Source organism: Egibacteraceae bacterium (assembly GCA_035540635.1).
Lineage (GTDB): Bacteria > Actinomycetota > Nitriliruptoria > Euzebyales > Egibacteraceae > DATLGH01.
Genome location: DATLGH010000067.1, coordinates 1 through 21,074 on the forward strand (window position 1 = coordinate 1; position 21,074 = coordinate 21,074).

General features: G+C 71.6%; 18 protein-coding genes. 7 read left to right on the forward strand and 11 right to left on the reverse strand.

The genetic code is table 11. The features are described 5' to 3' along the window. Positions 1 to 521 precede the first annotated feature (521 nt). A complete protein-coding gene (locus tag VM324_11130; GenBank protein ID HVL99832.1) occupies positions 522 to 1,049 on the forward strand; it encodes a DoxX family protein in 528 nt (175 codons plus the stop codon). A 30-nt stretch (positions 1,050 to 1,079) separates the two neighbouring features. On the opposite strand, the gene VM324_11135 is transcribed toward VM324_11130, so the two are convergent. The 5 genes from VM324_11135 to VM324_11155 form a co-directional block, all read right to left on the reverse strand. Further along, positions 1,080 to 1,844: a PspA/IM30 family protein gene (locus tag VM324_11135; GenBank protein ID HVL99833.1), complete on the reverse strand. Its 765-nt coding sequence runs from the start codon at positions 1,842 to 1,844 to the stop codon at positions 1,080 to 1,082. 87 nt (positions 1,845 to 1,931) lie between these two features. After that, positions 1,932 to 2,675: a hypothetical protein gene (locus VM324_11140; GenBank protein HVL99834.1), complete on the reverse strand. Its 744-nt coding sequence runs from the start codon at positions 2,673 to 2,675 to the stop codon at positions 1,932 to 1,934. Positions 2,676 to 2,682: 7 nt separating this feature from the next. Next, the gene (locus tag VM324_11145; GenBank protein HVL99835.1) at positions 2,683 to 4,509 is read right to left on the reverse strand and encodes an extracellular solute-binding protein; all 1,827 of its coding nucleotides are present in this window, start codon (positions 4,507 to 4,509) and stop codon (positions 2,683 to 2,685) included. Next, positions 4,506 to 5,513 carry a hypothetical protein gene (locus VM324_11150; protein ID HVL99836.1) on the reverse strand — a complete coding sequence of 336 codons (1,008 nt, stop codon included), beginning with the start codon at positions 5,511 to 5,513 and terminating at the stop codon, positions 4,506 to 4,508. Before VM324_11150 ends, VM324_11145 begins: the two co-directional genes overlap by 4 nt. Before the next feature lie 31 nt (positions 5,514 to 5,544). Then, a complete protein-coding gene (locus VM324_11155) occupies positions 5,545 to 6,939 on the reverse strand; it encodes an AAA family ATPase (GenBank protein ID HVL99837.1) in 1,395 nt (464 codons plus the stop codon). A gap of 205 nt (positions 6,940 to 7,144) precedes the next feature. On the opposite strand from VM324_11155, the gene VM324_11160 reads away from it, so the two are divergent. Continuing rightward, positions 7,145 to 7,546, forward strand: a complete 402-nt coding sequence (locus VM324_11160) for a hypothetical protein (GenBank protein HVL99838.1) — start codon at positions 7,145 to 7,147, stop codon at positions 7,544 to 7,546. Here the strand turns inward: VM324_11160 and VM324_11165 are convergent. Next, positions 7,515 to 7,697: a hypothetical protein gene (locus VM324_11165; protein ID HVL99839.1), complete on the reverse strand. Its 183-nt coding sequence runs from the start codon at positions 7,695 to 7,697 to the stop codon at positions 7,515 to 7,517. The two genes, VM324_11160 and VM324_11165, sit on opposite strands and share 32 nt — an antisense overlap. 331 nt (positions 7,698 to 8,028) lie before the next feature. Between VM324_11165 and VM324_11170 the strand changes: the two genes are divergently transcribed. Then, positions 8,029 to 9,273 (forward strand): hypothetical protein, encoded by a 1,245-nt coding sequence (locus tag VM324_11170; GenBank protein ID HVL99840.1) that lies wholly within the window; start codon positions 8,029 to 8,031, stop codon positions 9,271 to 9,273. Positions 9,274 to 9,383: 110 nt separating this feature from the next. Here VM324_11170 and VM324_11175 read toward each other — a convergent pair whose 3' ends face one another. Then, complete coding sequence (locus VM324_11175; GenBank protein HVL99841.1) at positions 9,384 to 9,842, reverse strand: hypothetical protein; 459 nt, start codon at positions 9,840 to 9,842, stop codon at positions 9,384 to 9,386. A 782-nt stretch (positions 9,843 to 10,624) separates the two neighbouring features. On the opposite strand from VM324_11175, the gene VM324_11180 reads away from it, so the two are divergent. After that, positions 10,625 to 11,026, forward strand: coding sequence for a hypothetical protein (locus tag VM324_11180; protein HVL99842.1), 402 nt, complete (start codon positions 10,625 to 10,627; stop codon positions 11,024 to 11,026). 13 nt (positions 11,027 to 11,039) lie between these two features. Here VM324_11180 and VM324_11185 read toward each other — a convergent pair whose 3' ends face one another. The 3 genes from VM324_11185 to VM324_11195 all read right to left on the reverse strand — a co-directional run bounded on the left by VM324_11185 (position 11,040) and on the right by VM324_11195 (position 18,060). Then, the gene (locus tag VM324_11185; GenBank protein ID HVL99843.1) at positions 11,040 to 11,342 is read right to left on the reverse strand and encodes a hypothetical protein; all 303 of its coding nucleotides are present in this window, start codon (positions 11,340 to 11,342) and stop codon (positions 11,040 to 11,042) included. A gap of 610 nt (positions 11,343 to 11,952) precedes the next feature. After that, complete coding sequence (locus tag VM324_11190) at positions 11,953 to 12,462, reverse strand: DinB family protein (GenBank protein ID HVL99844.1); 510 nt, start codon at positions 12,460 to 12,462, stop codon at positions 11,953 to 11,955. Positions 12,463 to 12,648: 186 nt separating this feature from the next. Continuing rightward, positions 12,649 to 18,060, reverse strand: a complete 5,412-nt coding sequence (locus VM324_11195) for a vitamin B12-dependent ribonucleotide reductase (protein ID HVL99845.1) — start codon at positions 18,058 to 18,060, stop codon at positions 12,649 to 12,651. Between the two features lie 420 nt (positions 18,061 to 18,480). Here VM324_11195 and nrdR point away from each other — a divergent pair, with 420 nt between their 5' ends. Further along, positions 18,481 to 18,948, forward strand: a complete 468-nt coding sequence (gene nrdR, locus VM324_11200; GenBank protein ID HVL99846.1) for a transcriptional regulator NrdR — start codon at positions 18,481 to 18,483, stop codon at positions 18,946 to 18,948. Positions 18,949 to 18,958: 10 nt separating this feature from the next. Here the strand turns inward: nrdR and VM324_11205 are convergent, their stop codons facing one another. Further along, positions 18,959 to 19,408, reverse strand: a complete 450-nt coding sequence (locus tag VM324_11205) for a hypothetical protein (GenBank protein ID HVL99847.1) — start codon at positions 19,406 to 19,408, stop codon at positions 18,959 to 18,961. Between the two features lie 223 nt (positions 19,409 to 19,631). Between VM324_11205 and lexA the strand changes: the two genes are divergently transcribed. Both lexA and VM324_11215 read left to right on the forward strand, forming a co-directional pair. Further along, positions 19,632 to 20,267 carry a transcriptional repressor LexA gene (lexA, locus tag VM324_11210; GenBank protein ID HVL99848.1) on the forward strand — a complete coding sequence of 212 codons (636 nt, stop codon included), beginning with the start codon at positions 19,632 to 19,634 and terminating at the stop codon, positions 20,265 to 20,267. 189 nt (positions 20,268 to 20,456) lie between these two features. Then, positions 20,457 to 20,930 carry a MarR family winged helix-turn-helix transcriptional regulator gene (locus VM324_11215; GenBank protein HVL99849.1) on the forward strand — a complete coding sequence of 158 codons (474 nt, stop codon included), beginning with the start codon at positions 20,457 to 20,459 and terminating at the stop codon, positions 20,928 to 20,930. The last annotated feature ends 144 nt before the right edge of the window (positions 20,931 to 21,074 follow it).

Consider the following 21,074-nt stretch of genomic DNA (forward strand, 5'->3'; position numbering starts at 1 on the left):
GAGCCCGCCCGCGCAGAGCCCGCCGGCTGAGGCGCCGCCCGCCGAGACGCCCCCGGAGCCGGCGCCGACCGAGCCCGCCCCACCGGGCGCGACCCCGGGGCAGCCGCCGGCCAACCCATCCGGGCCGCCCGCTGCGACTCCCGGCAAGCCAGGGGGCCCGCCGGCCAACCCACAGCGTCCGCCGGACAACCCACCGGACAACCCACCGGGCAACCCACACGGGAGCCCACCAGGCAACCCACCGGGCAACCCACACGGGAGCCCAACGGGCAACCCACACGGGAGCCCACCGGGCAACCCACACGGGAGCCCACCTGGCAACCCACACGGGAGCCCACCGGGCAACGCGCCGGGCGACTCCCCCGGGCGGCCGGGCGGAGCCCCGGGGTAGCCGGCCTGGGCCGTCGGTGAACGCACTTGCGTCTTCCTAGGCCGGCGAGGCCGTCCCGGGAGGCCGGCCGGCGCCCCGGCCGGCTGGGGGAGAGGATTCGACCCACCGCCTCGGTGGGTAGCGAAAGGGCATGAGCCTGCTCCGTCGCCTCGCCAGGCCCCTGCTCGCGTCGGCCTTCGTCGCCAACGGCCTCGACTCGCTCCGTCATCCGGGTCCGAAGGCCGCAGCCGTCAAGGACCTCGCGCCGAAGATCGCCGACGAGGTCGGCCTCGAGCAGCTGGACGCGGAGACGCTCGTGCGCGTCCACGGCGGTGCGCAGGTGGCGGCGGGGGGCCTCCTCGCGCTCGGCCGCCTGCCACGGACGTCCGCCCTCGTGCTCGCCGCGAGCGTCGTGTCGGGGGCGTTCACCACACACCGGTTCTGGGAGCAGCAGGATGCGACCGAGCGTGAGCGCCAGCAGACCCTGTTCCTCCACAACATGAGCCTGCTCGGCGGGCTGCTCATCGCCGCGGTCGACACGGAGGGCCGGCCCGGACTCGGTTGGCGAACGAAGCACACCGCCGAGCAGGCGAAGAAGGCCGCGCGCCGCGGGCGGCGGGAAGGCCGGCTGGCCGCGAAGGCGGCGGCGGGCAAGGCGAAGGGCAAGCTCGCTCGCTAGGCCGGACGGGCGACTAGACAGCCGGTCACGTCACGTGGTGCCCTCGGTCTGCTGCGGCGCCGCCTCGACAGGGCTCTCCAACCCGAGCTTCGAGCGGATCTCGCTGAGCCGCGCTTGGGCCTGGTTCGCGTTGACGGCGAGCTCGACCTCGCGCATCCGTCCCTCCACGGAACCCTTCTGGAGCTCGGCCATGCCTTTCGCCTTCGCGAGACGCGTCTCGATCTTGTCGCGAACCTCGTTCAGCGTCGGCACGTCCTCGCCGAAGGCCGCACCGACCGACTCCATGGCCTCGCTCATCTGCTCGGCCATCTTCGCCTGGTCGAGCTGGCTGAGAAGCTTCTGACGCTCCGCGAGGCGGCGTTGCAGCTCCAGCGCGTTCTGCTGGACCGCGGCCTTCGCGCGGTCGGCCGCCTCCGTCGAGCTCAGTACGAGCTCGCGCAGACCCTCGACGTCGGCCTCCTTGGCGATGAGCTGGTTGGCGAACGCCTCGGCGGTGGAGGTGAGCTCGGCGGCTCTGGCCGTGTCGCCACGGGCCTCGGCGTCCGCCGCCATGAGCAGGGCCTGCTGGGTCGTCTCGTTGAGCTTCTCGAGCTCGGTCATCGCCCGGTCGAGGTCCATCTCGGCCTTCTTCTGGTTCGCGATGACGCTCGCGGCGGTCTCACGGAGGCGCTTGTGCTGGTCGCGTGCCTCGGCGATCGCCTGCTCGATCTGGATCTTGGGGTCCGCCACCTCCTCGAACCGTCCGGTGAGCGCAGCGGCCATGTACCGCCACATCCGTCTCAGCAGCTTGCCCATGTCGTGTCCTCTCCAGGGTGGACCGGTGCGCCGCGGCGGAGGCGCCGCACGCATGGTAGGTCGTCGGCGCCGGCGCTGTCAGGACCTTCAACCTCCCGCGGTCTGGCCTGCCGTCTCGTCGAGACCGCGTCGGAGCGCCTCGAGCTCGACGACGAGGGCGTCGACGTCCGCGCCGAGGCCCCCGAGCTCCACGGGGTCGTCGACCCGCAGACCCAGCTCCACAGCCCGCGCCACCGTCTCGTCGAGGCGCGCCTCGAGCACCTGCAGCCGGTCCCGCGCCTCGCCGACGGCCCCGCTGATACGCCGGTAGGTCGCGATCTGGCCGTGCAGGGCGGCCGCGAGCCGCTCGTTCGTCTCGGAGGGCGGCGCGTCGGCGAGCCCGCGCAGCCGGCGGGCGACCTCCGCTTCGGGGACGAGCTGGCGCAGGGCCCGCTCGAGCTGCTGGCCGCGGTTGGCGATGCGCCAGCACTCCTCCACCGCGTCGTCGACGCGCGCGCCGATCTCCCGCAGGCGCTCGCGCAGGGGTCCGGCGTCCGCACCGGCGAGCGAGCGCTCGTACCGGGCACGCGCGTCGAGGGCTTCCTTCACGTACCAACGCCACGGCTCCCCCAGCCGGCGCGGGTCTATGTCGGTGGCGGTCCGCCTCTTGGCACGCGGCATCCGCAGTGCCACCCATCCGGCGTAGACGGCCGCACCGGCCCCGGCTGCGACCGCGGCGGGTGCCCCGGCGAGGATGGCCGCCGCCGCTCCCGCCCCGCCGAGCATGATCGACGACGGCGCGGTGATCGCCTCGGCGGTCCGCCGGGTGAGGAACCGGTCTCGAAAGCTCATGCCGCGGTCAGAAGTTGCTGATCACGGCGTCGAAGACGCGGTTGATCGCGGTGGGATCGCTCGAGTCGTAGGCCGCGGCGTCGGTGGCCTCGGCGATGCGCCGGAGCACCGCGAGGTCGGCGTCACCGCCGTAGGCGATCGGGAAGATCCGCACCGGACGGGTCTGCTGACCCTCCCCGCCCGCGCTCAGCGCGGCGAGCAGGCCCTCCAGATCCTCGTTGCGCGGGTCCTCGTTGCGGCCGTCTGACAGCACGACGACCGCGTTGATCTTCTCCGGGTCGTAGCTCGCGAGCAGGTCCTCGTAGGACGCCTGCGTGGCGGTGTACAGCGGCGTGCCAGCCACGGGGGTCAGGCTTTCGATCCGGCGCCGGAGCTCGTCGCGCTGCTGGCCGATCGGGGCGATCGGCACGAGGTCGAGGTAGTCGCGGTCCTGGTTCGGTCCGAGGCCGGTCGAGAAGACCCGCAGGCCAACCTCGTCGGTGTCCTTGAACTGCTCGAGCGCGTCGCCGGCGGCAGCCACCGCGAGGTCGAGCTTCGTGAGGGGTCTGCCGTCCTCCGTCGCGCCGGCCGCGTCGCCCATGGAACCCGACACGTCGATGGCGAGCAGGACCCGTGCGTCCTTGCGCTGCTCCTCCCAGCGGCGCAGCAGCTCGACCAGGACCGGCGGGTCGGGCACGGCGAGGGTGGTCTGCGGCTGCTGGGGGTCCACGCCGAGCTCAGCCGTCAAAGGTTCGCCGAGCGGCACCTCCGGGTTGCCGGGACGGAACCCGAACTCGAGCACGCGCGCCTGGTTCTCCGGGCGCATGACGTACTCCTCGAACCGCTCGGCGGCGGCACGCTGCTCGTCGCTGACCCATTCCGCGTCGAGGATGATGAACGGGTTGTCGCTGAACAGCGTGCCCTCCGTCGGGTACACCGCGACGAGCGGCACGCGCGGCGGCACGAGCTGCTCACCGGGTTCGAGGACGCCGTCGGGGTTGCCGCGGTTGTAGTTCACGATGCTGACCTCCTCGACCGCGACCGCCGAGGCGTAGGTCAGGGCGGTGCCGCGCGCGTCGTTGCGCGCGAGGTTGTTGAGGAACGTCAAGGTCGTGTCGCCGTAGTGGACGACGGCGGACTCCACCCCCTCGGAGAACGCCACGACCTCCGGCCGGGCGAGATCCTCGGTCGTGAGGTCACGGACTTTCCCGGTCGCCGCGTAGTACTGCGCGATGAGCGCAGACAGGCCCGACGTCGAGTAGTTCGGGTTCGTCTTGCCGAGGCGGAACGGGCCCCACTCGGGGTGCCCGAGCGATCCCCAGCCCTCGGGGTCACGCGACAGCGCGAGGATGTCGGCGTAGCCGATGGGGGTGTCGGGCCAGCCGAGCGCCTCGGCCATTGGCCGGGGCATCGCGATGACGAGCGGGGTGAGCATGAACGGCGCCGACTCGGGCGCCATGGGCGGCTGTCCCTCATCGGCGCGCAGCTGGTTGAGGATCACCCCCCACGAGCTCGACGCCGGGGACCAGACCACGGGGCGGCGACCTTCCCGCTCCTCGTCGGGCCAGCCGTCGGCGAGCAGCGCCATGGCCGCTCCTGAGGCCTTCGAGTAGGGGCGGACGAACACGCACCGCCCGTCGACCTCGGCGTCGTCGGAGCCGTTGAACGCCCGCGCGAGGTCGGAGATGAGGTCGATCTTCTCCGAGCTGACCGCCACCTCGACGGGAACGCAGTCGCCGGGGTCCTCCAGCCCCACGTCGCCGCCGTCGTCTTCCCCCGTCGGTGGGCCGAGGCCGCAGGCGCTGACCAGCAGCGCAAAGACCCCGAGCGTCGCGAGGAACCGCTGGAGCTTCATCCCCTCACCTCCGTCCACAGGGCCCGGAGCGCCTCGAGGGCGACGGGCGAGGGCACCGCCCGGCCGTCGGCGGCGCCCGGTTCCCAGTGCCCGTCCCCGAGCAGGGCGGGCACGTCCCTGGTGATCCGTTGCGCGACGCCGGCCGCGGTGCCGACGGGCACGGCGACGACCTCGGCGGCCACGGGCGGAACGCCCTCCTCCTCCCGCAGCCGCGTGGTGCGCGCGGCGGCGCGTTCCCTGAGGGAGGCGAGGTCTGCGCCGATGGCCCCGACGACGTCGAAGCGGGCCGGACCGAACTGCACCATCGCCTGGAGCGGCGAGCCGGTGGGCGCCTGGGTGAGGTCCCGCTGGAATGCGGCGAACCAGCTGAAGAAGCCGGGGTCCTCGAGGTCGCGGGTGCTGTAGTCGGTCCTGCCGAGCCGGCTCCCGGTGGCCTGGTGGAGGACGAGCAGCCCCTCGGCGCTGCGGCCGGGGTCGGCGTGACCCGGCTTCACCGGACCCCACCCGGCCTCCCCCCCGAGGTCCGCCCACGGGTCTCCGGCGACTTCGCCGACGCAGTCCCACGCCACCGGGTCGCACCGCTGGCGCAGCGCATCCGCCCGCTCCTCCCAGATCGCCAGGATGAGCGGCGAGTGGCCGAGCGCCGTGCTGTCCTCACCGAGCAGCGGCGGGAGCTGGGCCCGCTTTCGACGGTCGCGGGCCATCTGCGGCCAGGGCCGCAGCGTGAGCCAGGCGTCGACGTCCGGTGCGTCACCCGCCGCGAGCGCGTCGAGGGTCGCGCTCGCGTCCTCGACGCGCACGCGCAGGTCGTCCGCGGCGAGCGCATCGCACACCGTCCGCAGCTCGGTCACGCAGAGGACGGTCCCGGGCCCGCCGGCGCGCTGGTCGGCCGGGCCGCCCTGGCCAGCGCGGTCGCGCAGGGCCAGGGCGCCTACGACGAGCCCGACCGCGACGACCAGGGCGAGCAGCCGGCTCACCACCCGCGTGCCGCTTCGGACCGGCATCCCCTCACCGTGCCCAGGCTATCGGCGGCAGCTAGCCGGGGTGGCCGGGGAGCTCGTCGGGGAGGTCCCGGGCGGTGAGCGCGACGAGCTCCGCGTCGGTGGGCTCGCCCCTGGCGATCACCCGGCTCGCCTGGCGGGCGACCGCCTGCTCGAAGAGGTTGCGCGCCAGCCGCGCGTTGCCGAACCCGCGGCCGCGCGGTGCCCCGTCGAGCAGCCTGCGGGCCTTCTCCCGGGCTCCTCGCGACAGGCGGTAGTGATGCCGCTCGCCGAGCGCGTCGATGATCGCGAGCAGCTCGCCGGTCGTGTAGTCGGGGAAGTGGATGGTCTTGGGGAAGCGCGAACGCAGGCCAGGGTTGGCGTCGAGGAAGACGACCATCTCCTCGGTGTAGCCGGCGACGACGACGACGAGACGGTCCCGGCGGTCCTCCATGAGCTTCACCAGCGTGTCGATGGCCTCGTGGCCGAAGTCGCGCTGGTCACCGCGGGCGAGGGCGTGGGCCTCGTCGATGAGCAGCACCCCGCCGTCGGCCTCGCCGACCACCTCGGTGACCCGCTGCGCGGTCTGCCCGACGTAGCCGGCCACGAGCCCGGCACGGTCGGTCTCCACGAGATGACCGCGCTCGACGACGCCGAGGGCCCGGTAGATCCCGGCGAGCAGGCGCGCGACGGTCGTCTTGCCCGTGCCGGGGTTTCCGGTGAACACGAGGTGGCGGCTCTGCACCGCGACGGGCAGGCCCCGCGCGCGCCGCAGACGTTCGACCTGCAGGAGGTCGGCGACGGTGCGTACCTCGGCCTTCACCGCGGCGAGCCCGACGAGTCCGTCGAGCTCGGCGAGCAGCTCGTCGAGACCGCGTTCGGGCTCGCCGGGGTCGACCGTCCCGAGCGCGGGGGGCTGGCCTGAGCCGGCGTCGGAGGGGTCCGCGCCGGGCGACTCCCCCCGCGTGGGCGGCAGGAGCTCGAGGAGCATGCGGCGGTGGTCCTCGAGCGCCGCCAGCTCGAGAGCGCCGGTGTAGCCGTCGATGGAGACGGTTGCGTGCGCCACGTCCATCGCGAGGTCGTAGTAGCGGCGCGCCGCGTCGTTGCCCGCGCGCAGGTCCGCGTCACGCAGGAGGCTGAACAGCGTCGAGGGCACCTCGAGACGCTGCGCGGCGGTGTCGAGGAGCCCCTGACGGCGCAGGTCGGCGGGGGTGAGTCCCGCCAGCGACAGGACCGGACGGCCGGCGAACGTGTCGAGCAGCGCCCGCGCCTCGCCGTCGGTGACGATGCCGTCGGCGGCCACGAGCCCGGCGGCGAGCTGGAAGGCGTCGAGGACCACGTCGTCCTCCGCGGTGTCCCCGCTCGTGCCCGCGCGTTCCGCGAGGTCGCGCACGACCGGGGCGAGCGCGGTGACGAACGCGTCGACGGCGCCCCGCAGGCGGGCCGTCACCCGTGCCCCCCGGCCGCAAGGCGACCGTCGCCCGACTCCCTGTCGTCCACCTGCCCGCCCTCCTGGTCCGCGGTGAGCCTCAGCGTAGCGGCGGGCGCGCCGACGCCCGGGCGGCGCGACGCTCGCTGCGCGCGACGGCGGCTCCCGGTACCGTCGCCGGGTGAGCAACGCCGGACCGGGGCGATCGCGGAGGTGGGCGCCGGCGGTGCGCGTGCTCCTCGCGTTGGTGTTGATCGTGGCCGGCGTCGGCCACTTCCTCGCCCACGACGCCTACCTCAGGCTCATCCCACCGTGGTTGCCCGCCGGGCCGACGATCGTGTGGGTCACCGGCGTGGCGGAGATCGTCCTCGGTGTCGGCCTCCTCGCGCTGCCGCGGCGCCGTCGCGCGGTCGGGTGGGCGCTGGCGGCCTTCCTCGTCCTCGTCTTCCCCGGCAACGTCCACCAGGCTGTGGCCGGGATCGACGTCGGGGGCCTCGACACCCCTGTCGCGCGTTGGGTGCGGGTGCTCCTCCAGCCGCCGCTCATCGCCGTCGCCCTCTGGAGCACCGGTGCGTGGCCGCCGGCCCGGCGGCGCCCTACGGCACGTACTGCTCCTCGATCGCGGTGATGCGTCCGTCGGTGACGGTGACCCAGATCGCCGCCTGACCCGTGAGGAACCGGATGACGTCGACCGTCAGGGTGCGCGCGTCGACCTCGATGCCGTGCAGGTACACCGCGTGGCGGCCGTCTTCGAGCGTGGCCTCGGCGTCAGAAGCCACCGCCGGCGGGGTCGGGAGCGTCCATCTGGAGCCAGTGGTAGAACGCCTCGGGGTCCCATGGGCCCGCGCGCGCCGTGCGACGCATCGCCCCACCCCCATCTCACGTCCCCGCCGCCCGGCGCTCGCCGGGCGTCCCGCGTTGGCAGTGTCCCATGGAGGACACCAGCGTGTCAGGGCCGGTCGGCCAATGCTCTGCGGGTCTCCAAACCCGAGGGCGTGCCTCATCAGGCAGAAGCGCTGCCCGAGGAGGCTGTGCGGCCGGCCGTGCGCGCCTTCGCCGCAGCGGTGAACATGGGCGGCGGTGCGCGAAGAAGCGGTCTCGGGCTCACGAATGCGCCCGCCCGCTGCGCCGGCACGGGAGCGGGGGGAGCAGCGCGACGCCCCGGTGACGCCGTCGGTCCTCGGCCGGCTGTCGACCGGCGCCCGCACCGCTCACACGGTCAGGCTGCAGCGCCTGGCCGGAAACAACGCCGTCGCGGCACTGCTCGCGCCGACCGCCGGGGTCCAGCGCGCGTGCGCCGGCGGGGGCTCCTGCTCCTGCGAGGGACGCGACGAGGACCGGACGGGCGTGCAACGGATGGTCGTTCAGCGCAGCCCAGAGAACGAGCAGCGCCTCGCCGACGTCCAGGGCAAACCCATGTTCGCGCTTCTGCCCGCGCTCGCCGCGCTCGACGCCGCGGTGCTCGCCGACACCGCAGCGGGCGAGAAGGTCGGCGGACCTCGGCTCGTCGTCGCGATGGCGGCGGTGCGCGCGAAGGGGAGCTGGGCAGCGTTCGCCGCCGCCCATGCCGCGCGCCTGGCCGAGCTGCCGGCCGACCAGATCGGCGACGTCATGCGCTTCGTCGGCGCGCCGACGGAGGTCAAGGTCTACGGCGGCAAGGAGTTCGACGGCCGCTTCGACGCGTTCGTCGAGCCGGTGTCCGGCGCGATCACCCTGATCTTCAAGGCCAAGGTCGTCCCCGTCGAGGCCAACCCGCCGGCGAAGCAGGAGATCGCGACGTTCAAGACGGAGTTCAAGGCCACCGTCGAGTCGACCTGGTCAGGCAAGGGCACGGTGGCGCCCTCATGCCCCGTCCTCGGCACGAAGGCGTTCACGACGCGCGTCGTGGTGCACTTCGTCGACGGCGGCGAGCACCTGCCGATCACCCTGTACAACGCGAGCTACGCCTACGGCCGCGTCGAGACGGACAGGGCCACCGGCGCCCGCAGCGCGAAGCTCGACGCCGAGGCCTACAAGACCAGCAGGCGCGAGTCCTACGCGCGCGGTGGCGGCGTGCCGCCGATGGTGTCCGAGCAGTCCACCGCGGCCCACGAGTTCGGTCACGCGATCGGCCTCGACCACGTGCACTGCCCGGGCAGCGACCTGCGGTGCTACGGCATGACACCCGAGGAGCACGGCGACGTCATGGGCGGCGGCTCGAAGGTCCAGAAGATCACCGTGCCGGGCCCCGACGGCAAGCCGGTGATCCACGACGACTTCGCGCCCTTCGTCCGTATCGGCGAACGCTACGGCACGGACCTCTTCCCCGGCGCGCTGGCGACGAAGTGCAACAAATGGGAGAGCAAGGGCTCCTAGCCATCGCCAAGGGCCCCGGGATGTCCGGCGGTCCCGCCGCAAACGGGACCACCGGACATCCTCCTGCCCGTGCCGTCAGGGCCTTTAAGGCTGGCTGACGATCGCTGCCGTCAGAAGACGAGCGTGCAGGTTCCGCGCTCGTCCAGCGACTCCTCGCCGTCACGCAGGGTGTAGGTCGAGCGAACGCGCTCGACATCGCCGTGGGGACCCACGAAGGTGATGTTTATCTGGAAGCGTTCGAACTGCGGGTTCTCCCGCCAGTGCGCCGTCCCTCCGCCCTGCGCTCGGTACGTCGTCTCGCCGTCCGTTGCCTCGGCGTTGCGGAGCTGGATCGTCAAATGCCCGCCGCCGCGCTGCTCCTTTTCGCGGAACGTCACCTCGCCCGCCGAGAAGGAGAACTCACGGCCGTCGCAGAGGAATGTGGGCGGATCAGAATCGACCACAGGCTCGGTTTCCACGTGGGGCTTGCCTGCCCACGGTGGGCGTGCGGCGTGGGCGGGGAGCACCAACCCTCCCACGAGCGCGACCGTCAACAGCAACAGCAACGTCACACGGGACTTGCTCACCATCACAACGTCCTTCCCCCGATTTTCCAACCTCGGATGCACGTGGCGACCCGGGTCCTGGCGACACGCAAGGTACATCCACCACCTCCCCCGGTCCACGCCCTTTTTCTGCACGTGTGGTCGGCAGACGTCGCGCTTCGGCCGCGGTTTGCACGGCCGGCGACGGAGGAAGTTGGATCGCAGGGTTGGCGGCCGCCCTCGCCTTCGCGCGGAGCGGGCATGATGTGCGGCTCGTCGAGCGCGACGGCGCGCTTCGGCGGCCGACGCTGACGAGGCGTTCGGCACCTGGGAGCGCACGGGCGTCGCGCATTTCCGCCAGCCCCACGCCTTCCTGGGACTGGCCCACCAGCGGCTCCTCGAAGACGCGCCGGAGTCCTGCAGGCACTTCTCGACCCCGGCGCGATCGACAACCACCAGTACGCGCTCGTCGCCGGCGGGCCGTCGCCTTCCGACGGCGCCCGTGTCGATCTGCGCGCGCCGTGCGGTGTTCGAGATGGCCCTGCGACGAGCGGCGCAGGACCAGGCGAACGTCTCGCTGCTGCCGCACACCCGTGCCGCCGGGCTCGTAGGCAAGGCCGACCCTCGGCGCATCCCCGCGCGCGTGACCGGGGTGCGCACCGCGCACGGCCGCGCGTGGCGGGGCGACCTCGTCGTCGACCGCTCGGGCGGACCTCCCGGTCAGCGGGTGGCTGCGCGAGCTGGGCGCCGCTCCCGGCGTCGAGCGCACGTCCCCGTGTGGGCTGGTCTACTACGGCCGCCACTACCGCTTCCGTGCCGGCGTCGACATGCCCGCCGTCGCCACACTCCTTCGCGGCCCACGGGCAGAGATCGGCTACCTCGCCTACTCGGTGTTCGTCGAGGACAACCGCACGTTCGCGCTCGCGTTGATGATCCCGTCATGGGACCGCGAACTCCGCGTCCTGCGGCACGAATCGCCCTTCACGGCCGCGGCGCTTGGCATGACGACGCTCGTCGCGTGGGTGCACTCCGACCAGTCCGAGCCCATCACGCCGGTGGTGCCAATGGGTCAGCTGCAGAACCTTCACCGGTCGGTGGTCGCGGTGGCCAGACGCGTGAGCGACCCGGAGCTCCTCACCCGGGCACAACGCCTCGCCAGGGAGTCGCCACCGCCGCCCACCGGGGCGCCGACACGCGCACAGCTGCTGGCGGCCCTGCCCGACGTGTGACGCGCCGTCCCGGTCAGCCGTCGAGCACCTCCATGAGCTGCTCGACGGTGGGCGCCCCCCCGAACCCTGCGTCGGGGAGCCAGACACGGCAGGAAAGCCCGCTGGGCAGCGGGGGAGCCGGGAATGGATCGCGCCCGTCCACGAGCACGGTCGGCGAGCCTCGGAACGGCAGTTCGTCGCTCTGCTCGCCGGTGAGCACCCGCTGTCGGGTGATCACGACATCGGACCGGCCGAGCCGCGCGACCGCTTCGCGGACCCGAGCTTCCGCCGTCCGCCAGTGCGGGCAGCCGTCGAAGTAGAGGATGGTCACCTGCACCGTACGGGCACGCTCCTCATGGAAGGTACCCGACCGTAATCCTTCCCGCGCACGGGAAGGTCAAGTGCCGCACCGGAAGGGAGCGTTGCCATGCGGATCGGCGAGCTGGCCGACGTCACCGGCGTCACGACGAAGACCCTGCGCTACTACGAGGCTGCGGGCCTCTTGCGCTCCCCCCGACGGGCCGCAAACGGCTACCGCGACTACACGCGGGAAGCGGCCGGCCGCGTCGCATTCATCGGACAAGCCCAAGCCGCCGGGCTGACGCTGCGCCAGATCGGTGAGGTCCTCGCCGTCCGCGACGGCGGCCATCCCCCGTGCGCGCATGCGGCCGATCTCGTCGAGCAGCGCCTGGAGGAGCTGGAACGGCGTCTGCGCGAGCTGGAACGCACCCGCACGGCGCTGCGGACGCTCGTCGACGGCTCGCGGCCATCGATCCGGCGGACTGCGACCCCGGCGCCGTGTGCTCGGCCATCGCACCGCCGGCTCCCGTTGAGGCACCATGACGGCGTACGGGCTGCCGAGGATCCGTGCCCGTCGGCGCGCTCGTCCGCGGGGTGTCGGGACTACGTCGTCCCTGGGGTGACGCGGTCCCGACACCTCGCGGGCCTCAGCGCCGCTCGTACAGGCCTCGGACGTAGCCGGCCTGCCCGAGGTGCGCCATGGTGTCGCCGATGACGCTCACGAGACGCACGACGACGGTCACGGGCGGATCGAACGAGCGGTCGATGATGCGCGCGAGATCGGTGTCGTCGAGCGCCGCAAGTATCCCGAGCGTCCGCTCCGCGACCGCGTTCTGGTAGCCGACGCAGGCGTCCACCGACTCCGGCCGGACCCGCGCGACCTGTGCGCTCGTATGGCCGTAGCCGATGTCGTCGTCTCCCGGCTGCAGCCCGAACCGCGCGTGCCAGCCCTCCTCCCGCCAGACCTGCTCACGCTCCGCCATCTCGGCAAGGTGATCGTCCTGCACGCGGGTGAGATGCCACAGGAGCCACCCGATCGGGTTCGCATCCGGGTCGGGGCGCCAGAGGAGTGCAGACGCGTCGAGGCCGTCGGCGATCGCCTCGGTGTGGTCGCGGACGCGTGTGAATGCGTCGGTGAGGACAACCTTTGCGTCCACGGCACTCCTCTGCGGCGGGCTCTCCCCCGGTTCTACAGGTGAACCGCGACGAGGGGAATCCCTCGGCCGCCGTTCCACCGTCGAGCTACCCGGCGGGCGGAAAAACCGTTCGCCCTGTCCGGCTGGTCGAGCCGGCAGTCGCCGGCCCGGAGCGGGCGAGCCTGCCGGCCGATTGAGGCCCGTCCTTCAGCTGCACCCGCTCGTCGTGCCGCAGGACTCGCAGACGTGGCAGGAGCCGGCGCGCTGCATCTTGATGCCGCAGGTGAAGCACATCGGCGCGTCGCCGTAGAGGTCGTCGACGGGGACGGGGCGCTCGACCGGCAGGACCGTCTGGCCCTCGGCGTCGACGGTGGGCGTGTCGTTGCCCGCGTCCGCCGAGGGGTAGCCGGCGTTGAGCGCCGCGTTGCGCTCCTCCCTGGTGTAGATGTTGAGCTCGTGTCGCTTGTCGGTCGGCAGGTACTCGATCGCGAGGCGCCGGAAGATGTAGTCGACGATCGAGCTGGTGAACTTCACCTCCGGGTCGTCGGTCATGCCGGCCGGCTCGAAGCGCATGTTCGTGAACTTGCGCACGTACGCCTCGAGGGGCACGCCGTACTGCAGCCCCAGGCTCACGCTGATCGCGAACGCGTCCATCACCCCCGACAGGGTCGAGCCCTGCTTGCCGAGCTTGACGAAGATCTCCCCGAGCCCGTCGCCGGGGTACTCCCCCGCCGTCAGGTAGCCCTCGGCGTCGCCGACCTGGAACGAGATCGTCTGGCTCGGCCGCTGCTTCGGCAGCCGCCGGCGCACCATCCCGTGCGCCGCGGCCTCCTCGGTCGTGGACGCCGGCTCGGACTTCCTCTTGTCGATCGCCAGGGGCTGCGCGACCTTGCAGTTGTCGCGGTAGATCGCCAGCGCCTTCAGCCCGAGCTTCCACCCCGCGACGTAGATGCCCTCGACGTCGGCCACGGTCGCGGACTCGGGCAGGTTCACGGTGTTGTGGTTGACGATGCCGTTGCCCACGAACGCGTGGGTGGCCGGCACGGAGATGTCGTAGACGTCACGCTTGCCAGCGTCCTCGATCGACTCGACGGGGCTGAAGTGCAACCCGTCGTCGAGGACGGACTGCAGCCACGCCGGCAGCGTGACACCGGGCTCGGCCGCGAGCCGCTCCAGTGTGTGCCGCGTGACGTGCCGGGTGCGCTGGTCGCGGAGGAACCGCCAGCGATGCCGACCGGTGCCCTTCGCCTTGCTTCCTGGACGTCCCCTGGGGATCAGCTCGTACAGCTCACGCCCGCTGATGCCGGGCACGACGTCGGCGGTCGCGTGGGCGGACGGCTCCACCGGCAGCCGGGCAGCACGCGCCGCCTTCTCCGGCTCCGTGAAGGGCACCAGGCGAGCGAGCCGACCGGCGTGCCCGCCGACGGCGTACACCTCGTCGTAGGTCTTGTCGTACTCCGCGTCGTGCTTGCTGATGCGGCCGTGGACGACACCGAGGTTCGTGAGCACGGCCTGGAAGTCGTCGAGCAGCTGGGGCGCGTCGAGGCAGATCGCGAGCTTGGGCATCTGCGTCACCGAGGCGTACGCGTCCAGGAACAGCCCCTGGAGGAAGGCCAGCACCATGTGCCGTGGCGAGCGCAGGATCGCGTCGGGGATCCGCTTGGCTGAGGCACGCCGGCCGCAGCCGAGGTAGTCAAGGAACTCCACGGCCCGCTTGGAAGACACCATCACGCTGGGGCACCGGTGGCCATGGCCCGGCACGATCTTCGCCGGCAGGCCGAGCTCGCTCTCCCACGCGGCCTTCAGGCGCTCGAGCACGCTCGGGGCCGTGTTGGTGATGGAGATCGTCCAGGTGGAGCACGCCGTGTGCCCCTCCGCGGCGTAGGCGCCGAGGAGGAACGCGAGCTCCTCGGTCATCTCGTCGGGGACCGCGATGGGCTTCTGGCTGCCGTAGGCGGGACCGGGTGCGAAGTCGTCGAAGCGCACCGGCATCTGTGACCACCGTTCGGCGCCGTACTGCACGGCGACGTATTCCCCCGGCTGCACCTCGTCGAGGTAGCGCCAGAAGGGGCCGACCTCGGTGGCCACCATGACGCGGTGGTTCTCCGTCCCGGTCACGGCATGCCCCGAGCGCAGCGTCAGGCGGCGCACGTCGCGCTGGCCACCGAAGTAGAAGGCATCGGTTTTCTGGCCACCGCCGAGGGACGCGACCTCGCGCACCTCTGGACGGAAGCTGTCGGCTTCCTCTCCCCGGTGCAGGCTCGCGATGCGGATGAGGCCGTCCTCGGTGGGCAGCAGCGTCTCACCGGTGACGCACTTCGAGATTGCGCCAGAAATCCATGGCTGGGCCGCCGCCATCATGCGGATGTGTCCGCCCGGGGCGATCGACCGCTCCCCCATGGCGCAGTCGAAGACCGGCAGGTGCTCGTCGCGGAACGCCGGCGCGCCTTCAATGGTGGCGTGTTCGTCGATGTAGGCGACGATCGCCTCGACCTGCTCGGGCTGGTAGCCGAGCTTGGCCAGGGCAGCCGGCACGGTCTGGTTGACGATGCGCATCGTCCCCCCGCCGACGAGCTTCTTCATTTTCACCAGGCCGAGGTCGGGCTCGATCCCGGTAGTGTCGCAGTCCATCAGCAGGCCGATGGTGTTGTGGCTCACGAAGCCGTTGGCGAGGTAGGTCACGTTGTCGGGCACCGAAAGGTCATAGGTGAACTCGTCCTCCCCCAGCTCCGCCGACGCGACGGTGTCGTAGAAGAACGTGAGCAGGTGGCCGAGCTCCTCGTCACCGGTGCGCTCGTAGAGCTCGGTGGCCAGGGTGCGGCTGACCCGACCGCGCTGGACGCCCTGCAGCAGGTTGCTGCGCAGACGATCGTGGTCGGGGGCGAGCTGCTCCACCATCGCGCGGGTGAGCGGGATGTAGTCCTTGCGCGACGACTGCTGCGTCCTGGTGCAGTTGACCAGCGCGTTCTTGCGCCCGCTGATGAACCCGATGTCGGCAAGCCACGCCTCGTTGTAGCCGAGGTTCAGCAGCCGCAGGACAGCGAGCTCCGAGTCGCCCCACCCCGTGCGGTCGTTCTTGCGGGTGGTGGGGTAGCCGAGGGCGAGCAGGAGCGACTGGACGTCGCGGCTGAACGCATAGGACGTCGTCGACCAGCGCGGGTAGCCGAGGGTGACCGTCCCGTCAGCCTCGTACAGACCGCGGAGAAAGCTCGTGTAGACCGCGGCGTCGTTGCTGTACAGCACCGCCTCGGGAATGTGGGGGTGCCAGCCCTTGCCGACGTGGCCGTCGGCCGGTGAGTGCTTGGCGAACCCGCAGGCCTCCCACCAGTGCACAAGGCGCACCGAGTGGAACGCGACCTCCGTGTAGCCGGTCTGCTGGGAGACATGCGCTTCGAGGTTGAACAGCTCCTTGCCCAGCTGCGACAGGTGCTCGATGACATCGAAGTCCTCGGCCGCCACGCACAACCGGACGCCCCGGGAGTGCAGCGACCCGTCACCCATGAAATAGCCGACGAACTCCGCGAGCTCAGGCGTCATCGTCCTGGGGACCTCGGCGTGGTGCTCCCCTGTCCAGTCCAGATCCCCGCCCCCCGGCGAGCCTGCGGCTCGCCCTCTCCCCGAGGCCTCCGCGAGCGGCGGCAAGGGGACGCGCTGGGGCCAGCCGACGAGCTGATCGAGGGCCAGGGGCACGCGGTCACCCTCGGTGATCTCGCTGAACCGCTTCCACTGCCACTGACCGTCGGAGCCGACGACCTTGATGCGGTGCCGAGGCGTGCCCTGGATGCGGTACCCACGAGCAGTGTCGACGGTCACCACCGATTCGAGCCCGTTGACGTAGAACTTCGTAGCCTGGCGGGGACCGTCGTCGGTGGCGACGTCGATGTCGAGATCCTGCCACCGGTCACCACCCGGCTCGCCGAGCGACGAGAGACGGACCAGGCCGCGCTCCGTCGCGACGAGCGAGCCGCCGACCAGGCAGCCGGTGGGTGCGAGGACGCTGGCCTGGGCGTTGCGAATCCCATGCTCGGTGCCAAGGGCCAACGCATCGCCCCACGACTCCTTCGCGGCGGCGAGGATGTTGGCAGGGGCCAAGCGGGTGTCTATGGCGTTGGCGGCGTCCTTGTGCTTGGCGATGACCCGCAACATGCCGTCGCGGTCGGCCGCGTAGCCCTCGAACGGGCCCTGCACCTTGGCCAGCTCCGCCGACGTCCGGTAGGCGTGACCGGTCATGAGCGCGGTGATCGTCGACGCCCACGCCCGTCCCTCGTCGGAGTCGTAGGCCAGACCCTGGCTCATCAGCAGCCCACCGAGGTTGGCGTAGCCCAGACCCAGCTGGCGGTAGCGCCGCGCGTTCTCGGTAATGTTCTCGGTCGGGTAGCTGGAGTTGCCGACCATGATCTCCTGGGCGGTGAACACGATCTCCACGGCCCGCTTGAACGCCTCGACGTCGAAGACGCCATCGGTCTCGAACTTGCGCAGGTTCAGGCTCGCGAGGTTGCACGCGGAGTTGTCCAGGTGCATGTACTCGCTGCACGGGTTGGAGCCGTTGATCCGCCCCGCGTTGGGTGTGGTGTGCCAGTCGTTGATGGTCGTGTCGTACTGCACGCCCGGGTCGGCGCACTCCCAGGCCGCCTGCGCTATCTGGCGCATGAGCGCGCGGGCCTTGACGGTCTTGACGGTCTCGCCGGTGGTGACGGCCTTCAGCTCGAAGTCGGCGTCGGCCTCGACGGCACGCATGAACTCGTCGGTGACGCGCACCGAGTTGTTGGCGTTCTGGTACTGGATGGAGCCGGCGTCCTTGCCGTCGAGGTCCATGTCGAAGCCAGCGGCTGCCAGCGCACGCGCTTTGGACTCCTCGCGGCACTTGCACCAGATGAACTCCTCGATGTCGGGGTGGTCGACGTTGAGGATCACCATCTTCGCCGCTCTCCTCGTCGTACCCCCTGACTTGATCGTGCCGGCCGAGGCGTCAGCCCCGCGCATGAAGCTGACCGGTCCCGAGGCCTCGCCGCCACCGGCGAGGTGCTCCTGCGACGAGCGGATGCGCGACAGGTTCACACCGGCCCCGGACCCGCCCTTGAAGATCAGCCCTTCCTCGGTGTACCAGTTCAGGATCGAACTCATCGTGTCGTCGACCGACAGGATGTAGCACGCCGAGCATTGCTGGTTGCGTCCCGGCACGCCGACGTTGAACCACACCGGGGAGTTGAACGCGGCGCGCTGGGTGACGAGGATCGACTTCAGCTCCTCGTTGAACACCCGTGCGGAGCCGTCGTCGGCGAAGTAGCCGTCCTTGCGCCCCCACCCGGTGATCCGGTCGGCGACGCGGTCGATCATCTGGCGCACGCTGCGCTCACGCTCCGGCGAGCCGAGCGGTCCCCGGAAGTACTTCTGCGCCACGATCGTCGTCGCGTTCATCGACCAGGACTTCGGGAACTCCACGTCGCGCTGCTCGAAGGCGACCGCGCCGGTCTTCCAGTCCTTGATGACCGCGTCGCGCAGCTCCCAGTCGATCTCGTCGTAGGGATGCGTGCCCTCGTTGGTGAAGAAGCGGTCGATCTTCAGGCCCATGCCGTGACCGGAGGGCACCGCCCGGAGCTGCGCGTGCGTGGTTACCATGTTGCTCCCTCTTCGCCGGGACCGCGAAATCCCATGGGTGTAAGTACGGCGGTGAGACTTGCATGCCGAGGGCGGGACGTCAAGGAGGTGACATGCAGCCAAACGCTAGATGCGGACCTGACTTTCCGTGCCATACACTATATCTTGTGGTTGGCTCGATTGCGCGGCCGGCCAGGTCGCGGCACCGTAGCACCCGGCTCGAGCGCTGTCCTGGCTTCCCGTCACGCAGGCCATGTGGACAAGGCGCGGGGTTCTCCCCGGTCTGGGGAGGGACTTCCCAGGCCGGTGGAGGGCCTGTGGACGGTGCCGACGAAGCCGGTGGACGACGATCCACAGACTGTGTACAGGCCCGTGGACAACCCTTGGTGGAGCCCCGGGGAGCCGTCGGGGAATCCACACCAAAAAACTTGGAGACGCGACATGCGCTGTCCCTACTGCGGCATCGACGACGACCGCGTGATCGACTCGCGAGCGACCGAGGAGGGCGCGGCGGTGCGTCGCCGGCGCGAGTGCCGGGCGTGCACGCAGCGCTTCTCCACGTACGAGCGCGCCGAGCAGCTCAGCGTGTCGGTCCGCAAGCGCAACGGTGCGCTGGAGGCGTTCGACCGCCGCAAGGTCGCGGCCGGCATGGCGAAGGCGACGAAGAACCTCCCCGTTGACGACGCGGCACTCGACCGGGCCGTCGCCCGCGTCGAGGCCCGGCTCCTGTCCCTTCGCACCCGGGAGGTCGCGAGCGAGGCCGTCGGCGAGGAGGTGCTCGAGGCCCTGCGCCAGCTCGACCCCGTCGCCGCCGTGCGGTTCGCGAGCGTGTACAAGGGCTTTACCTCCCCCGAGGACTTCGCCCGCGAGCTCGCCGCCATGAACCCACGAGCCGACGATCCGGGCTGAGGGGACTCGTCTACTTCTCTCCTGCCGGCAGTCGCAGGACCATCCCGGGGATGAGGGCCCGCGGGTCCACGCCGTTTCTGGCGGCCACCTCGGCGGCGTAGGCGGTGCGGTCGGCACCCGCCGGCGCGTGCGCGTCGACGAGGTCCCACACGGTGTCCCCGGGCCCGACGACGACGGTCACGGGCTCGGCGAGCGGCGGCGACGGACGCCCCTCCTGCGACGCTCCGCCGCCCACGACGAAGGCTGCCGCACCCGCCAGCGCCGCGGCCACCACTATCCCGATGACGACGGCCGCCGCCAGCCGACCGCGCCGGTAGCGCACCGTCGGCGCCGGCCGACCTCGACCGCCCGGCACGTGCGCGGAGCGGGCACGGGAGGGCCCGGCGACGCGCCTCGGCGCCGCCACTGACCGCACCGGCGGCAGGACCGGGACGTCGAGCTCGCGTGCGACGGCGACCATCGTGCTCCTCCTGTCGTGGCTTGGCGTGGTGTGCCTGGGCCGGCTCCTCGCGGCGGCCCCTGAGGCCGGTCCGAGGCTCCGGCGTCGGGTGCTTGACCAGAACGGTCGTTCGAGTAGACTATGCCGAACAGATGTTCGTCTGTCAACGACCGGATCGAACTTTTGTTCGCCCCGCATCGCTAGCGCAAGCCCCGCAGCACGAGACTTCGCCGAAGGAGCGACCGTGGCCACGTCCCTCACCCCCCGCCAGCAGCGCGTCCTCGACGTCATCCGCGAGGCGGTCGAGACCCGCGGCTATCCGCCCAGCGTGCGCGAGATCGGCGAGGCCGTGGGGCTGCGGTCGGCGTCGAGCGTCCACTATCAGCTCGGCACCCTCGAGCGCCTCGGCTACCTGCGTCGCGACCCCACGCGCCCCCGCGCGATCGAGGTGCGCTTCGACCCGGAGTCTGAGCAGTCGATGCCCGCGCACGCGCCCGTGCGCCACGTCCCGGTCGTGGGAGAGATCGCCGCGGGTGCGCCGATCCTCGCGGACGAGCAGGTCGAGGAGCTCTACCCGCTGCCCCGCGACCTCGTCGGCGAAGGCACGTTGTTCATCCTGCGCGTTCGGGGAGAGTCCATGGTCCAGGCCGGCGTGCTGCCCGGCGACCTCATCGTCGTCCGCCAGCAGCCGACGGTCGAGCAGGGCGAGATGTGCGCGGCGCTCATCGACGGCGAGGCAACGGCGAAGTTCTTCCGGCGTACCCGCGCCGGCAAGGTCTTCCTCGACCCCGCGAACGAGGGCTACGACCCCATCCCCCTCACCGAGGAGCAGGACGCGGCGATCCTCGGCAAGGTCGTGGCGGTCCTCCGCAGTCTGTAGCGGACGCCGCTATAGCCGCCGCTGACCACGCCGGAGCATCGTTGCCCTGAGGTCGCGATGAACAAGGCGGTGACGCGACGCGCCGCACACGCGGGCAACGACAGCCGACGCTCCCCGGAACCGCTCCCGCGCTTTGTTGAAGTATCTACCACCATAGTTGAGATGTCAACCAGCGGGTACGCTTGGATCATGCAGCAGGTCCAGTGGCTCAACGAGCGCGAGGCGACCGCCTGGCGCGGCCTGCAGGCCATGCAGATGCGGCTGGAGGCCGCGCTGTCCCGGCAGCTGGCCGCAGAGTCGTCGCTGTCGCTGCAGGACTTCGTCGTCCTCGTCGCGCTGACCGACTATCCCGACGGCCGCCTGCGCGCGTTCGAGCTCGCCCGCACCCTGGGCTGGGACAAGACCCGGTTGAGCCACCACCTCAAGCGGATGCTCGACCGGGGGCTGGTCGACAAACAGGCCTGCCCGACCGACCGCCGCGGCTACTTCGTCGCCGTCACCGCACAAGGTCGCGAGGCGATCGAGGCCGCCGCCCCCGGTCACGTCGCCACGGTACGGCGCCTCTTCCTCGACCTCGTCGCCGACGACGAGCTCGAGACGATCATCCGCGTCACCACACGGGTGCTCGACCACCTGTCGCGGGAGCCGGACGGACAACCCTGAAAGCCCATCGGCGGCCTGCTCGCGCCGAGGCGCGCCCAAGGGCGTCGACGTCCTGCTCCCCCGACCGTGAACCTCCACCGCACCCCTACGGCGGCCGGCACTTCGGATCCAGGGGCACGGGTTCCCGACCCTCACGCTCGATGA

Bases quoted from the DNA above. Each gene is read 5' to 3' on its own strand.
- nrdR (HVL99846.1), top strand. From the start codon at position 18,481: ATGCGCTGTCCCTACTGCGGCATCGACGACGACCGCGTGATCGACTCG.
- VM324_11170 (HVL99840.1), top strand. From the start codon at position 8,029: ATGCGCCCGCCCGCTGCGCCGGCACGGGAGCGGGGGGAGCAGCGCGAC.
- VM324_11140 (HVL99834.1), bottom strand. From the start codon at position 2,675: ATGAGCTTTCGAGACCGGTTCCTCACCCGGCGGACCGCCGAGGCGATC.
- VM324_11150 (HVL99836.1), bottom strand. From the start codon at position 5,513: ATGCCGGTCCGAAGCGGCACGCGGGTGGTGAGCCGGCTGCTCGCCCTG.
- VM324_11130 (HVL99832.1), top strand. From the start codon at position 522: ATGAGCCTGCTCCGTCGCCTCGCCAGGCCCCTGCTCGCGTCGGCCTTC.
- VM324_11205 (HVL99847.1), bottom strand. From the start codon at position 19,408: ATGGTCGCCGTCGCACGCGAGCTCGACGTCCCGGTCCTGCCGCCGGTG.
- VM324_11135 (HVL99833.1), bottom strand. From the start codon at position 1,844: ATGGGCAAGCTGCTGAGACGGATGTGGCGGTACATGGCCGCTGCGCTC.
- VM324_11175 (HVL99841.1), bottom strand. From the start codon at position 9,842: ATGGTGAGCAAGTCCCGTGTGACGTTGCTGTTGCTGTTGACGGTCGCG.
- VM324_11215 (HVL99849.1), top strand. From the start codon at position 20,457: ATGCAGCAGGTCCAGTGGCTCAACGAGCGCGAGGCGACCGCCTGGCGC.
- VM324_11180 (HVL99842.1), top strand. From the start codon at position 10,625: ATGCCCGCCGTCGCCACACTCCTTCGCGGCCCACGGGCAGAGATCGGC.
- VM324_11195 (HVL99845.1), bottom strand. From the start codon at position 18,060: ATGGTAACCACGCACGCGCAGCTCCGGGCGGTGCCCTCCGGTCACGGC.
- VM324_11145 (HVL99835.1), bottom strand. From the start codon at position 4,509: ATGAAGCTCCAGCGGTTCCTCGCGACGCTCGGGGTCTTTGCGCTGCTG.